Annotated in this window: 12 protein-coding genes and 1 other RNA gene; 10 read left to right on the top strand and 3 right to left on the bottom strand. The window is 35.3% G+C overall.

Features of this window, described 5'->3' with window-relative positions:
• Positions 1-4: 4 nt before the first annotated feature.
• Complete coding sequence (locus M0214_RS12085; RefSeq protein WP_248722821.1) at positions 5-1,030, bottom strand: LacI family DNA-binding transcriptional regulator; 1,026 nt, start codon at positions 1,028-1,030, stop codon at positions 5-7.
• 184 nt (positions 1,031-1,214) lie between these two features.
• On the opposite strand from M0214_RS12085, the gene M0214_RS12090 reads away from it, so the two are divergent.
• From M0214_RS12090 to M0214_RS12115, 6 genes are read left to right on the top strand one after another with little or no spacing between them, the layout of a single operon-like run.
• Entirely contained in the window at positions 1,215-2,264 is a 1,050-nt protein-coding gene (locus M0214_RS12090; protein ID WP_248722822.1) for a tartrate dehydrogenase, read from the top strand.
• A 5-nt stretch (positions 2,265-2,269) separates the two neighbouring features.
• Entirely contained in the window at positions 2,270-2,905 is a 636-nt protein-coding gene (locus M0214_RS12095) for a cyclase family protein (RefSeq protein ID WP_248722823.1), read from the top strand.
• Positions 2,905-4,305 carry a four-carbon acid sugar kinase family protein gene (locus M0214_RS12100; protein WP_248722824.1) on the top strand — a complete coding sequence of 467 codons (1,401 nt, stop codon included), beginning with the start codon at positions 2,905-2,907 and terminating at the stop codon, positions 4,303-4,305. The genes M0214_RS12095 and M0214_RS12100 overlap by 1 nt, the downstream gene beginning before the upstream one ends.
• Position 4,306: 1 nt before the next feature.
• Positions 4,307-5,572: an MFS transporter gene (locus M0214_RS12105; RefSeq protein WP_248722825.1), complete on the top strand. Its 1,266-nt coding sequence runs from the start codon at positions 4,307-4,309 to the stop codon at positions 5,570-5,572.
• Positions 5,562-6,587 carry a Gfo/Idh/MocA family protein gene (locus M0214_RS12110; protein WP_248722826.1) on the top strand — a complete coding sequence of 342 codons (1,026 nt, stop codon included), beginning with the start codon at positions 5,562-5,564 and terminating at the stop codon, positions 6,585-6,587. Before M0214_RS12105 ends, M0214_RS12110 begins: the two co-directional genes overlap by 11 nt.
• Positions 6,588-6,612: 25 nt before the next feature.
• The gene (locus tag M0214_RS12115; RefSeq protein WP_248722827.1) at positions 6,613-7,758 is read left to right on the top strand and encodes a hypothetical protein; all 1,146 of its coding nucleotides are present in this window, start codon (positions 6,613-6,615) and stop codon (positions 7,756-7,758) included.
• A 22-nt stretch (positions 7,759-7,780) separates the two neighbouring features.
• On the opposite strand, the gene M0214_RS12120 is transcribed toward M0214_RS12115, so the two are convergent.
• The gene (locus M0214_RS12120; protein ID WP_248722828.1) at positions 7,781-10,189 is read right to left on the bottom strand and encodes an outer membrane beta-barrel family protein; all 2,409 of its coding nucleotides are present in this window, start codon (positions 10,187-10,189) and stop codon (positions 7,781-7,783) included.
• Positions 10,190-10,376: 187 nt separating this feature from the next.
• On the opposite strand from M0214_RS12120, the gene M0214_RS12125 reads away from it, so the two are divergent.
• Positions 10,377-12,779, top strand: a complete 2,403-nt coding sequence (locus M0214_RS12125; protein ID WP_248722829.1) for a thioredoxin family protein — start codon at positions 10,377-10,379, stop codon at positions 12,777-12,779.
• Between the two features lie 7 nt (positions 12,780-12,786).
• On the opposite strand, the gene M0214_RS12130 is transcribed toward M0214_RS12125, so the two are convergent.
• Positions 12,787-13,818, bottom strand: a complete 1,032-nt coding sequence (locus M0214_RS12130; protein ID WP_248722830.1) for a glutaminyl-peptide cyclotransferase — start codon at positions 13,816-13,818, stop codon at positions 12,787-12,789.
• An 86-nt stretch (positions 13,819-13,904) separates the two neighbouring features.
• Here M0214_RS12130 and ffs point away from each other — a divergent pair.
• The 3 genes from ffs to M0214_RS12145 all read left to right on the top strand — a co-directional run bounded on the left by ffs (position 13,905) and on the right by M0214_RS12145 (position 15,409).
• Positions 13,905-14,003, top strand: an RNA gene (ffs, locus tag M0214_RS12135) — signal recognition particle sRNA small type.
• Between the two features lie 132 nt (positions 14,004-14,135).
• Positions 14,136-14,939 carry an SDR family oxidoreductase gene (locus M0214_RS12140; RefSeq protein ID WP_248722831.1) on the top strand — a complete coding sequence of 268 codons (804 nt, stop codon included), beginning with the start codon at positions 14,136-14,138 and terminating at the stop codon, positions 14,937-14,939.
• A gap of 41 nt (positions 14,940-14,980) precedes the next feature.
• Positions 14,981-15,409: a hypothetical protein gene (locus M0214_RS12145; RefSeq protein ID WP_248722832.1), complete on the top strand. Its 429-nt coding sequence runs from the start codon at positions 14,981-14,983 to the stop codon at positions 15,407-15,409.
• Positions 15,410-15,412: the final 3 nt, after the last annotated feature.

The raw sequence follows: 15,412 nt of genomic DNA on the forward strand, positions 1-15,412 counted from the left end.
AATACTACAATTTAACCTTATTCTTATTCGTCGAGTTTCGAATAACCAGTTCAGATTTTAGAATCTTTTGGCTATGGTCTTTAGATGGGGTATTTATCTTTTCAAAAATAAGTTGAGCGGCTTCTTTGCCCATCACATAGGCAGGTTGGTCTATGCTCGTTAACGAAGGGTCCAGTAATTCGTCTACGGGCTCGTTGTTAAACCCAATAATAGCCAAGTCTTCAGGGATATTAAGGCCACGTTCTTTAGCTGCTAGCATGGCCGAAATGGCTACCTGGTCACTAAACGCAATAATCCCATCTGGTGGGGAAGGTGAGTATAAGAGTTTACGAGCAGCACTTAAATTACTCGCTTTGCTAAAATCGCAGTAGGCGACAAATTTAGGGTCGATAGGAATCTTTGCATCTTCAAGAGCTTTTGTGTATCCAGCCAGTCTTGTGTTACTAATTTGCAACATTTCCGGTCCGCCTATAAAGGCAATATTTTTGCATCCAATGGATAATAAATGTTCTGTTGCATCATACGACGCCTTGAAATTATCTATAACCACTTTATCAGTCTCTACTTCGTCACATTGTCTGTTGAAAAACACAAGTGGTACATTTTTCTTTTTTAATTGTAAGAAGTGATCAAACTGCTTGGTTGTTCCTGCTAGAGAAACTATCAGTCCGGAAACGCCAATATCTAAAAGTTCCTGGGTTAAACTTTTTTCACGTTCATACGATTCGTTCGATTGACAAATAATGAGATGCATACCGTTTTCTTCGGCAACTAGCTCAATGCCACTTATGGCTTGGGCATATAAGTGGTAACCAATTTTGGGAACAATAACACCAATAGCATTTAGTTTTTTTGTTATTGGGATATTGGGATATTTTTTATCAAAGTAATTGAGCTCATTGGCAAGGTCTAAAACTTTTTTTCTAACACCGATACTTATTCTAGGGTTATCTTGTAAAGCTCTAGATGCTGTAGAAGTAGATATATTTAATGCGGTAGCAATATCTTGTAGTGTGGTTTTCTTTTTCATTAAGGTGTTTTAGAAACCTCAAAACTAATGATATAATAAACCTAATGCAATAATTTGCGCAAATAATTTTGTATTTAGATAAAATAACGGAATATTTTTTATCATTTTAACTTATATTTGCATTGTAATTTATTAAAACAACTATAATTGTGCAAATAATTGCGCAATTTGAAAATCTAGATTAATGAGTAAAACTTACAAAATTGCAGTTGTACCTGGTGATGGTATTGGAAATGAAATTGTACCAGAAGGGTTAAGAGTTATTAATGCAGTAGCAGAAAAACACGGTTTTTCAATTGATACCGAATCTTTCGATTGGGGCGCTGGGTATTATCTAAAAAATCAAGAATTCATGCCAGAAGGCGGTCTTGAAACATTAAAAAGTTTTGATGCCGTTTACTTTGGTTCTGTTGGGCTTCCAGCGGTAGATGATACGTTACCGGCAAAAGATTATACGTTTAAGGTGCGTACCGGTTTTAATCAGTATGTGAATTACAGACCTGTTAGAACTTATCCTGGTGTGCAAAGGCCATTACGATCAGAGAAACATATCGATTTTGTAATTGTAAGAGAGAATACAGAGGGTGAGTTTGTGCAAATGGGTGGTCAATACCTTCCAGATGAAGAAAATGGTATGGGAACTGACACTAGTGTATTCACTAGAAAAGGTATTGAGCGTGTAGCTCATTATGCGTTTAAATTAGCGAGAACAAGAAGGAAGAAATTAACTCATATCACTAAATCCAATACACTTATAAATAGTTTAGCCTATTGGGATAGAGTTATTAAAGAAGTAGCACAAGAATATCCAGACGTAGAACACGAGCAAATGTATATCGATAACTCTACGGCTATGTTCGTATTAAAGCCAGAGATTTTCGATGTGGTCTTAACTACAAACCTTTTTGGGGATATCTTAAGTGATTTAGGTGGAGCTGTAATGGGAAGCCTTGGCTTAGGTGGTAGTGGAAACATTAATCCCGAAAAAGAATTTCCTTCTATGTTTGAGCCTATTCACGGATCTGCACCAGATATCGCTGGGAAAAACATAGCGAATCCTTACGGACAAATTTGGTCTGCCGCAATTATGTTAGAGCATATTGGAGAAGTTGAAGCTGCTAACAATATCATGGAAGCTATCGATAAAAGTACTTCTGAAGGTGTTTTAACAGTAGATTTAGGCGGAAACGCCAGTACTACTGATGTTGCAGATGCAGTGATTAAAAACTTATAAGCTACATGAGCAACATTGTTGATCTTACATTAACTTATACAAATGAATTCAATGGGTTCTCAAAGGAAACTGCGAGAACCATTGAAAATGATGGGTGGAATGCTAGTACGCTAACATTCTACTCTCATTGTGGTACACATATGGATGCACCCATTCATTTTGATGTAAAAAATGAAACCATAGATCAAATTCCTGTTTCAGATTTTGTTGGAAAAGCTTGGGTAATCGATACCAACCATATAGGTGCTAAAGGTTTGATAACCCCAGAGCATATTCCAGATGAAGTAATATCGCAATATGTTGCCGGTGACAGCTTGATTTTTAAAACGGGTTGGTCTCAATATGTAAATCAACCCAAATACAGAGATGAGTTACCAAGAATAAGCGAAGCATTAGCGCATTGGTGTATTGGTAACAAAGTAAAGATGATTGGTGTTGAACCACCATCTGTAGCCGATGTTAATAACATTGATGAAGTGACTAAAATCCATAAAATCTTATTAGAAGGCGTGGTTATCATCGAAGGATTGACTAATTTAGAAAAACTAAGCGCTAATTGTGTAGAACTTATTGCCTTACCGCTTAAAATTGGTGGGGGCGACGGTGCTCCGGCTAGGGTTATCGCTATAGAAAAATATTAATGCATATATCTTTATCCAGTATTTTGGCAAATTTGCCAGAGGTTGAACATTCAGATTACAGAAGCTTAAACAATAGGCTTTTTAAAGATTTGAATAAAGCCTGTATTGTAATTGATGATGACCCTACGGGAAATCAAACGGTATATGGTATTCCTTTGCTAACAAGCTGGAGCGTTGAGGCTTTAGTGACGGAACTAAAGGACTCCCCGGTTTTTTTTATACTGACTAACTCCAGAAGTTTAAGTGTTGAGGAAACTTCTAAAGTATATAAGGAAATAGCAGAGAATATCTATCAGGCTTCAAAAATTGTAGGTAAAGATTATTCTACTATTAGCCGAAGTGACTCTACCTTAAGAGGTCATTTCCCTTTAGAGCCTGCTACTTTAAAAAATGGTCTTGGCTTAAATAATGCCATTACAGTTTTTATTCCTGTAATGTTTGAAGGTAAGCGCGTAACATTGAATGATACCCATTATATTGAGGATGAAGATGTTCTGACTCCTGTTAATGAAACGCCTTTTGCTCAAGACCACTCTTTTGGATATACCAATGCTAACCTTAAAGCTTATATTGAGGAAAAAACAAAAGGCGCTGTTAAAGCATCAGAGGTAAATTCTTTTTCTCTCAGCGATATTAGAGAAAGCAGTACTGATAAACTCGCGGAAGATATTTTAGAGCTACCAGCCAATGGTTACTGTATTTTCAATAGTATCAATTATTCAGATTTAGATAAAGTCACTAACGCCCTTTTAAAAGCTGAAAAACAAGGTAAACAAATAATATATAGAACATCGAGTTCTTTTGTACCATCCTATATTGGTTTGGAACCAAAAGGACTTTTAGATTCCAAAGATTTAGTAGCATCACCTATTTCTCATGGTGGATTAACTATTGTGGGGTCTTATGTAAAAAAATCTTCAGAACAACTTCAAGAGGCATTACAATTATTTGATGCCACCACCACACTTGAAATTGATGTTGAACAAGTTTTGGGAAAAGCATCCCAAAACTATTTAAAAGGTGTTATTGACCAAATTGATTCTAATCTCGAATCTGGAAAAGACACTATAGTATTCACTAGTAGAAAACTAGTTACAGGAGATGATACAGCTTCAACAATTAACATTGCGGCTACGATTTCAAATGCTTTGGTATCTATTGTTAATGGGCTATATGTTAGGCCTAAATACTTGATAGCCAAAGGCGGTATTACATCCCATGACTTAGCAATTAAAGGTTTAGAGATGACCCGTTCTAAAGTCATCGGACAAATACAACCAGGTATTCCCGTTTGGAAAATGGATACCGAAACTAAATTTCCTAATTTGCCTTACATTGTTTTTCCTGGCAACGTAGGAACTACCAAAACACTAAAAGACGTAATAACTAAATTAATGTAATATGAACCAACGCATCCCCTCAAAAAGATACGGTTTCTTTTTAGGAACTTTTTTAATTACCCTCTTGCTATATGTAGATAGGGTTTGTATATCTTCTGCCAAAGAATCTATTGGAACAGATTTAAACCTTACAGATATAGAAATGGGTTGGGTACTCAGTGCTTTTGCGTTAGGTTACGCCTTGTTTCAAGTGCCTGGCGGGTCTTTAGGTGATAAGTATGGTGTTAGAAAAGTAATGACCTCTATCATGGTGTTGTGGTCTATATTTACAGCTCTAACTGGTGCAGCTTGGAATTATATATCAATGTTGTTTTTCAGATTTATTTTTGGTGCCGGTGAGGCCGGTGCTTTTCCAAACATTTCTAGGGCCGCTTTTTCTTGGGTGCCAACCAAAGAGCGCGGTATTTTTCAGGGTATAAACTTTTCGGGGTCAAGATTAGGTGCTGCTTTTGCATTGCCATTAGTAGCTTATTTAATAGATGCTTGGGGTTGGAGAAACATATTTTATTTCTTCGGTGCTATAGGGATTATATTCGCTGTGTTGTTTTTTACACTTTTTAGAAATAAACCAGAAGAACACAAGGCATTATCTGATGTTGAGAAAGAATTTATTGTAAAAAATCGTCAGCAAGAAGTTGAGAAAGAAGGTGGAAACCTGCCTATGAAAACGGTTTTAACTTCCAAGAACGTTATATTGGCCATGATTCAGTATATAGGCAGTAATTTTATTTTCTTTTTCACGCTTACATGGTTGTTCCCTTACATAAAGGCTAAATATGGACTAAGTTTGGTTACTACAGGATTCTATGCCATGTTGCCTCTGTTGGGAGGTGCTGTAGGTAATTGGGTATCTGGATTTATGGTAGATAGTATATACAAAAAAGGAAAATGGAAACAATCGAGACAATATCCAGCAACGATAGGGTTTGTTTTCGTGGTAATTGGCATTATTTCGAGTTTATATATGGATACGGCTTTAGGTGCTGTATTATGTTTAACAGTAGCTATTTTTGGAGCCGATATGACGCTAAGTCCTTCCTGGTCTTTTTGTATGGACATTGGTGAGGAAAATTCCGGGAAAGTATCTGGAATGATGAATATGGCTGGTAATCTAGGCGCTTTTACTACAGCTTTAGCGTTTCCGTATTTACGTGAGTGGACAGGTACAGATGCCCCATTTTTTTACATAGCAGCAGCATTAGGTGTGGTTGCTATATTCTGTTGGTCTTTTATGAATCCGAATAAAAAGTTGAACGATGACATCTAAATTAAAAGGCGTTGCCATTGGGGCAGGTTATTTTAGTAAATTTCAATATGAAGCCTGGACACGAATTCCAGAAGTTGAAATTACAGCACTTTGTAATTCTAATTTGGAACGTGCCAAAGGAATCATGGAACCCTATGGTGTGAAAAATCATTATACAGATTACAGGGAAATGATTCTTAAGGAAAAGCCCGATTTTGTTGATATTATTACACCTCCAGAAACACACTTTGAGATGTGTAAATTTGCGGCGGATAACGGCGTACACATTATTTGTCAAAAACCTTTAGCGCCCACCTACGAAGAGTCCAAGAAAATTGTAGATTATGTAGCTTCTAAAGGGGTGCGTTTTGTAGTGCATGAAAATTTTAGATTTCAACCTTGGCATAGGGAAATAAAAAAACTTATAGAACAAGATGAAATAGGTAACTTATTCAGCCTTAATTTTAGGTCTAGAATGGGCGATGGTTGGGGAGAAGATGCCTATTTAGCCAGACAACCTTACTTTAGGGATTATAAAAAACTACTCATCTACGAAACAGGAGTTCATTTTATAGACACATTCCGTTGTCATGCAGGGGAAGTTACAAGTGCCTATGCCATTCTAAAGCGTTTAAATCCGGTGATAAAAGGTGAAGACTCTGGATTGATGGTTTTAAATTTTGAAAATAATGCCCATGCCATTTGGGATGCTAATAGATACAACGAAAATAATTTTAAAAAGTCGCGCTATACTTTTGGTGAATATCTAATAGATGGTTCTCAAGGTTCTATAAGATTGTATTCAGATGGTACTATAACGGTTCAAAAGTTAGGAGAACCTGAAAAGAAGCATGATTATACTCATAATGATATTGGCTTTGCAGGAGATTGTTGCTATATTTTTCAAAGAGATTTTATAGATAAGCTGAATTCTGGCATGACCTTTGAAACCAGTGGAGAGAACTATTTATTGACTTTACAGGCTCAAGAAGCGGTTTATAAATCTGCTGAGATTAATGCACCTGTTGTCATATAACCGTTATTGTTAAACCATATTCTAAATGAAACATTTTAATTACCTCTTATTAGTTTTTTGTGTAAGTTTTCAACTTTTAAAAGCTCAAGAAACCAAGCAGCAAGTACCATACATATCAGATATCTTGGTACTTTCCGGAATTACAGATTTTAAAATTGACACTACGCAAGAGGCAAGTTATTACCAAGAAAAAAAGCGAGGTACATTGGCTATTAATGCCGCTAATGTTGAATTTAGAGATAAGTGGGCAGGGGCAACACATACTTTTAATGGTAAAACAGGATATTATTCTGCTGAAATTGAAACAATCACAGAAAATGATGGCGAATCTGTTTATCAATTTTATGTTAATAATAAAATTTTAAAATCTCTAGGTAATCCAGAAACTTCAGAATCTTTCATGGCGGTTACCTTAAAAATTGGAAAAGTTTTTTTAAAAACCGGAGATCAAATAACAATAACGTCTAAAGCTGTGACCAATGGTAAAATTCCTGAAAAAGGAGGTACTGCATGGTCTAGAGGACGCTGGAAATCATTGAAATTAACACCTGTTGTTTTCGATTTGAAAGATAAATTAAGTCAAGTAAATCCATTCGAAGAGAAGGAGGGCTTGCTTGTTGTTGAAGCCGAAGATTTTCATTTTAATACTAACAATGAAAGTCCAAGAAAGTTTTTATTACATAAGCATGGTGAAGCCTTACCTATGGGGAACGAGCATGACCATACCGAAACGGCCAGTGGTAAAGCGTATTTAAAGGCTCTTCCAGATACTAGAGTGACACATGATGATAAGTTAATTGTTCACGAGAACTTTTATCCAACACCAGGCATAGGTGGTATGGTATCTTACAAAGTAAAGATTAATAATCCAGGAACGTATTTTGTTTGGGTACGAGCATTTTCTACAGGACCTGAGGATAACGGCATTCATGTTGGTGTAAACGGCACTTGGCCAAAAAGCGGACAAAGAATTCAACTGTGTAAAGGAAAACATAAGTGGACTTGGTCTTCTGCACAACGTGTCCCTAAGAATCATTGTGGCGACCCACAAACGATTACATTAGCTTTTGATGAAAAAGGGGAGTACATCGTTTCTTTCTCTATGCGAGAAGATGGTTTTGAACTCGATAAATGGATTTTGTCTAAAGATAAAAGTTTTATTCCTAATTAAAGAATACTCTTTTATTTAAGTTTTAGCGACGACGGCGCTGACCAGAATATTCCATAGCTTCTCCTTTTCCAAAACCGTAACTAAATCCAAAGGTTATAAAACGCCCTCTTTGGCTTTTGTTAAAAAGATAAAAGGTCTCTTGAATGGTTTCAGATTCGCGAACTCTAGAAGCGAAAACATCGCGAATACTTAGATTGAGAACGCCCTTACCCTTTAATATTTTTTTTCTTAAACCTAAGTCGGTAAACCAATTTTCCGCAACTCTTCCCTGTACGGTTTCTGTGCCAGACTGATAATTGCCTGTTACCTCAAAGTCTATCTCTGCTGGTAGTTTAATTTTAGAGGTTAACCTTCCGGTCCATTGGTTAGCATTAAAGTCAATGGCAGTTCCGTTAAAATCACCTTGTCTGTTAAAGAGATTATAGTTAAAATCACCATTAAAGATCAGCCATTTATTAACGGGGTATTTTCCGTTGAATTCTATCCCCGTAGCATTCGTTGTGCCAATGTTTAATGGCTTAAACGTATTTACATTATTTTCAAAAGTTGATATACGTCTTTCTATAGCATCGGTGGTATATCTGTAATAAACCCCAAAATTAAAGGTCGCTTTGCCTAAACTGTAAATATTAGTTAATTCGTAGGAGTCTGTAAACTCTGGACGTAACTCAGGATTACCTGTTCTAATATTAAAATTATTCCGAATATTGAAAAATGGATTTAAATCCCAAAGTCGGGGTCTGTAAACACGCCTTGAATACCCGAGTTGTAACGAATAATTGTCGCTAAACTTGTAAGAAGAATGAAAACTGGGAAATAGATTGGAGTAGTTTTGATTATTGCTTTCATTCGTATTTTTAAGCAGGGTTTCCAAATCGGTATTTTCTATTCTCAAGCCAACTTTAATTCCCCATTTGTCTCCTTCATATGCTATGGTACCATAAACACCAAGTACATTCTGAATAAATTCAAAGACATTGGTTTGGTTGGAGTCTATTACAAAAACACCATTTATTAAATCTTGTACTTCAAAGTCGTTACTAACATTATTAAGTACATATTGGGTGCCAGTTTCTAAAGTGAATTTTTCGTTGTAAGGTTTAGTATAGTCAAACTTAAAGGTGTGATTAGCTTCCTTAAAATCTGTTCGTGTTTTTTGTACGGCGTCCCGGTTTGTCCCAGATAAAGTTTCATCATTGAAATCTGAGGATTGTTCTTTTCCAAAAAACCGGCCTAAAGCACTAAAAATAAGCATGTGGTCTTTATGGTCTTCAAAATCTTTTTTGTACTGTAGTTCATACTGATATTTAGGATTGGTTGCTTCTGTCTCTTCAGTTCTTCTCCAATTTGAGTTTTCAGAATCGTCAATGAAGTTAAAACGGGTTTCAGAAGGCTGTTCCTCAATTTCATAAGCAAAATTTCCAGAAAGGGTAATCACGTTATTCTCGTTAATGTGATAGTCTGTACCCAAAACGATGTTATAATATTTCTCATTTCTAAATTCTGTACCTTCAGAAGTTAAGGTAGAATTGTTTGTCAAATCCCTATTTATGGTATTTCTATCATTGGGTAGCTTTCTGTAGCCTACGCCCAATTGACTGAAAAGATTAAATTTTTCAGTTCTACGGTTAAGGCTTAATCCGAAACTCTGATTTATCGGTGTGCCAATATTTAAACTAGCTGAACCATTGAGACCTTTGCGTTCCTCTTTTTTAAGAATAATGTTTATGATACCAGAGGTACCTTCCGCATCGTATTTTGCCGACGGATTGGTAATAACTTCAACACGTTCCATCATATCTGCGGTTATTGTGCCAAGAGCATTGCCACTGTCGCTGGCAATAATAGACGGTTTGCCATTTATTAGTATCTGTACACCTTCACTACCACGCAAACTAATATCGCCTTCAATATTTACATTTACAGAAGGGACATTGTTTAAGACCTCTAATGCGCTAGCGCCAGTACTGCTTAAATCTTTACCAATATTAAAAATACGCTTATCTAGTTTAAATTGGGTTTTAGAAACTTCAGCTTCAACGATAACTTCACCCAATTGTTCTAAATCTTCTTCTAAAAAAATGGTTCCTAATTGGACTTTTCCCTGCTTTATTTCAAAATCTTTTAAGGTTTTTGTTTTATAGCCTATAAAGCTAAATTGAATATGGAATTTCGATATATTGGAGTTTAATTTAAAAGCACCATCGTCCATTGTTGTTGTACCGTTTATATTTTCAGAAGTACTTGGGTCAACAATTAAAACTGTTGCAAAAGCAATGGGTTGATTTGTTGAAGATTCTATAACCTTTCCTGTAATGCTAATACTTTTTTCTTGACTAAGGCCAACAATAGAAAAAAGAATAAAGGAAAGATAAATTAACAGTTGAATTCTTTTCTGAAATTTATCACACAAATTATTGTAAAACTGCAAAATGTAAGGGTTATTTGATTAGTTTGGTTTTAAAACAAAATCTAAACTAAGTTATTTAAAATAATTAGTGCTTGTTTAAATTATAACAGTTTTTAACACCAAACTAAAGCTGGAAACAATAATTTTGTAAAATCGCAAAATAGAATTAAGATAATATATGAGAAAGCTGCTAACATGCCTTTTGTTGTTGACAACAATACACAGTTTTTCACAAATTTTAGAACCAGTAAAATGGAAAACTTCTACAAAAGAGGTTGCTGAAAATGAGTATATACTTATTACCACGGCTACCATAGATGAAGGTTGGCACTTATACTCCCAACATGTACCAGATGGTGGACCAATACCCACAACCTTTAATTATTCTAATGCCGAAAAGTTAGGAGAAACTAAAGAGCCCAAAGGTTATACAGTCAATGATCCCATTTTTGAAATGGAGATTACGTACTTTGGAGATAAAGCGCAGTTTGAACAAAAGGTTAAAGTTGAAAGCGGTACAAGGATTGTAAACGCAACAGTTGATTTTATGGTTTGTGACGATTCTAGATGTTTGCCACCAACCACTGTTAACCTCACTTATCAAATACCCGAGAAAAAGGCCGCTACTAAAATAGAAAAACCTAGTAAGTTAAAAATAGACCTAAGTGATGAGCCAACCATTGGTATTCTTGAGCCCATAAAATGGAATACTTCTGTAGAAAGAATTTCTGAAACAGAATACGATTTAATTATAAATGCAGCAATTGAAAAAGATTGGCATTTATATTCTCAGTATACCGCAGAAGGCGGTTCATTGCCTATACTTATCGAAAAAGATACTGAAACTACAGATTACGAGTTAGTTGGGAAAGCCATAGAGAGTGATACAATTAAGAAATACAATGATGTTTTTGAAGTTTATGAAACCTATTTTGATAATTCAACAACCTTAAAGCAGCGTATTATATTAAATAACAAGGAGGTAACTCAAGTAGCATTACGACTAACTGGACAAGTATGTAAAAGTGTTTGTTTACAGGTAGATGAGCGTTTTGTTTTTTCTCTAGAAGGTGAAGATATCTCTGAAACAACTAATGTTGTAAATGAGCAAAACCCAACTACAAACAACACGCTTTATGGTATGGAGCCTGGAGATGTCACGCTTATAGAAAACGATTTAAAAACTTCTAAATCACTTTGGACGATTTTTGGGCTAGGTTTTTTAGGTGGCTTATTAGCGTTACTTACACCTTGTGTGTTCCCTATGATACCACTAACCGTAAGTTTCTTTACAAAAACAGGTGGAACAAGCAAAGGGTCTGGAATAGGAAAGGCTGTACTTTACGGTGTTTTTATTTTGTTGGTGTATTTACTTTTAAGTGTGCCGTTTCATTTGTTAGATTCTGTTAATGAAGACATTCTTAATGAGATTTCTACAAACATATGGTTGAACATCATATTCTTTGCTGTTTTCGTGTTTTTTGCCTTTTCATTTTTTGGATATTATGAACTAACATTACCCGAAAGTTGGACCAGCAAAACAACAAAAGGGGAAAACGTAGGCGGTATAGTTGGTGTTTTCTTTATGGCCTTAACTTTAGCCATAGTTTCATTTTCATGTACTGGGCCTATATTGGGTTCTTTATTGGCGGGCTCTTTATCGTCTGATGGTGGTGCTTGGCAGCTAACAGCTGGTATGGCGGGGTTTGGTGTTTCTTTAGGATTGCCATTTGCACTATTTGCCATGTTCCCAAATATGATGAATGCCTTACCTAAGTCTGGTGGATGGTTAAATACAACCAAAGTAGTACTAGGCTTTTTAGAGCTCGCATTGGCATTTAAGTTTTTGTCTAATGCCGATTTGGTAGCGCATTGGGGCATATTAAAAATTGAAGCGTTTTTAGGAATCTGGATTTTATGTTTTGGGGGATTAGCATTATATCTTTTCGGAAAAGTAAAATTCCCTCACGATTCCCCCATAAAAAAGTTATCGTTCTTTAGAATTTCAACGGGAGTATTAATAGCAGCTTTTACTATTTATTTGATTTCTGGATTTCGAGTAAACAAAGAAACAAATACGTTTACATCTTTAACCTTGTTGAGTGGTCTAGCACCTCCTGTAGGATACAGTTGGTTGTTACCAAGTACAACAACGAACAATCTTAAAACGTTCAAAGATTTAAAAGCGGGTATAGCTTATGCTAAAGAAGTCAATAAACCCATAATGCTTGACTTTACAGGCTATGCTTGTGTAAATTGTAGAAAAATGGAAGAGCATGTTTGGCCCAAGCAAGAGATAGATTATCATTTAAAAAATGATTATGTGGTGGTTTCACTTTATGTTGATGATAAAAAAGAATTACCCAAAGCTGAACAGCTTGAAGTTAACAGGGTAAATGGAGGAACAAGACTGCTAAAAAATTATGGTCATAAATGGGCCAATTTTCAAACGCAGTTCTTTAGGTCTAATTCGCAACCTTATTATGTGCTTTTAACTCCAGATGGAACCCAAATGTTAGGAAAACCAGTAGGTTATACTCCCGATGATAAGGAGTATGCTCAGTTTTTAAAATCTGGTTTAGCAGCTTTTAAAACTATTTCACAAAAATAGAATAGCGCTATTCTGTAATTTCAATTTCGAAAAGTTTATCCCATCGTTTACCCGTAACAAATATGGTTTTGGTTTCAGGGTTATAGGCGATGCCGTTCAACACATCTAAGGTAGGGTGTTGGGTTACGAGTGCTTTTAGTGGTGTAAAATCAACAACTCCAAGTACGGCACCATTCTCTGGATTTATAATAGCCACACCATTTTTTTGATATCTGTTTGCATAGATTTTTCCATCTATCAATTCCATTTCGTTAATTTGGGTAATCATTCCTTTATTGGTACAAACCTGGATATAGTCTTCTTCTACTAAAGTTTCAGGATTTAAAATCCATACTTTTTCTGTACCATCACTCTTATAAATTTTGCCGTTGTAGTTACACAGGCCCCAACCTTCTTTACTGTTGCCGTATCTAAAACTACTTAGTTTTTCAAGGGTATTTACATCATAAACAAAACCTTGATTTTCTCTCCATGTTAATTGAAAAACCTTGTCATTTAAAATAGTCAAACCCTCGCCAAAGTAGTTCTCACCTAAATCTACATTTATAAGAACTTCACCGGTCTTGTAATCTACTTTTCTGAGTTTGGATTCTTTGTATTGCCCGGTGCTCTCATATAAAAAGCCATTGTGAAATTCTAAACCTTGCGTGTAGGAAGTGATATCATGAGGGTATTCATTAAGAATCTTGTAATGATAAAGTTTTGGAGGCGTATTATTTAAAATAGTTATGGGCGTAGTTACACTTAACGATTCTCCCTCTATATAAATTGAAGCTTCAACGGTTTGCTTACCCAGTTTAAAATCACTTAGCTTGGTGCTTTCTCCAATTTTTTTTGCATCTAAGGTATAAACAACAGAATCTGTTTTATGATTTTTTTTATTTAGAAGAGATAGGTTAAGCACTTCAGTGTTAGAAATATTCCCTTTTTTAGTATTGGTTTTTATCTTAAAATCCTTTTTTTTCTCAGTAATATTAGAACCACAAGAAATTACAAATACACTTAAAAATATGATTAGGAGATACTTGAGTAGAGGCATGGTGTTTTAAATTTCGGGCAAGATATTTATTTAAAATCAGTTTAGAAAAATATTGTGAAAGTTTTAAAAGGTTGTATCTTTGCAGCCGGCAAGTCCTACACAACCAGCTCCTGTAGAATCCTCCAGGGCGGGAACGCAGCAAAGGTATACGGTTGTAGCGGTGTGATGTAGGTAGCTTGCCTTTTTTTGTGCGCCTATCCCAAATCCTTTCCAAAGGGAAGGACTTCTAAAATAAATAGTCATATTAATATTTTTAATTTTGGCTTAATTGTATTGTTTTGGAATTTGTATTTTGAAAATTATAATTTCGCAGTATTATGTCTAAAGTTGTTTTGATAACCGGAGGCTCCTCTGGAATTGGTAAATCTATTGGAGAATATTTAGCCGATAGAGATTATAAGGTTTACGGTACTAGCAGGAATCCAGATAAATATTTAGATAGTAAATTCCCTATCTTGGCTCTAGATGTTAAGGATTCGCTAACCATAAACAGTACAGTAGCAAAGGTTATTGAAAATGAAGGGCGATTAGATGTTTTAATTAACAATGCCGGAGCAGGCATTACAGGACCCATTGAGGAAATTCCTGAAGAAGAAATAAAGAATAATTTCGAAACTAATTTTTTTGGCCCCATAAATGTTATTAAAGCAGTATTGCCCCAAATGCGTAAACAAGGCGATGGTTTGATAATCAATGTCACATCTATTGCTGGTTATATGGGACTTCCATATAGAGGTGTTTATAGTGCTAGTAAAGGCGCTTTAGAATTGATTACCGAAGCCTTTAGAATGGAGCTTAAAGATTTTAATATTAAAATGACCAATATAGCCCCTGGTGATTTTGCGACCAACATTGCTGCGGGTAGGTATCACGCCCCTTTATTAGATGATTCTCCTTATAAGACACCTTATAGCAATACATTGGATTTAATGAATACCCATGTAGATTCTGGAAGTGACCCAAATTTAATGGCAAAGGAAGTTTATAAAATCATCAACAATCCTAATCCCAAAATACATTATAAAGTAGGGGAGTTTATGCAGAAATTCTCAATAGTTTTAAAACGAATTCTGCCAGATAAGGTCTATGAAAAGCTACTCATGAACCACTACAAAATCTAGTTGGTATATTATTTGATAGTACTGTTTCAAACCTTAAACTCATGAAGCAATACTATTCACTTTTGTTGGTTTTTTGCATTACATTTTGCTTTTACAGCTGCGATGATGTGTTGGAATGTATCATAAACGTTCGACCAGAATTGCATAATAACGATATGGATATTGCAAGAGTGGATTCCTATTACTTTGAAACGATTACTGCAGAAGTAAAGAATGAACCAAACGACAATGATTATGATTACTTTTTTTCTGTTTCTGGAAATGTACCCAAGGGTTTAGATATAGTTTATGAATACCGAAGAATTATTATTGAAGGCATACCAAAAGAAACCGGAAGATATACTATTAGAGTTTCTCTGGATGTTGTCGCGTTAAATGAGTTTTATTTTGATGAATTTGGTAACGAAATATACCATGCCCCGCTGTGTACAAACACAACTTCAAAAGTTTATACAATAGTGGTAAGATAGAGG

Source organism: Seonamhaeicola sp. ML3 (assembly GCF_023273855.1).
In the GTDB taxonomy this organism is placed as follows: domain Bacteria; phylum Bacteroidota; class Bacteroidia; order Flavobacteriales; family Flavobacteriaceae; genus Seonamhaeicola.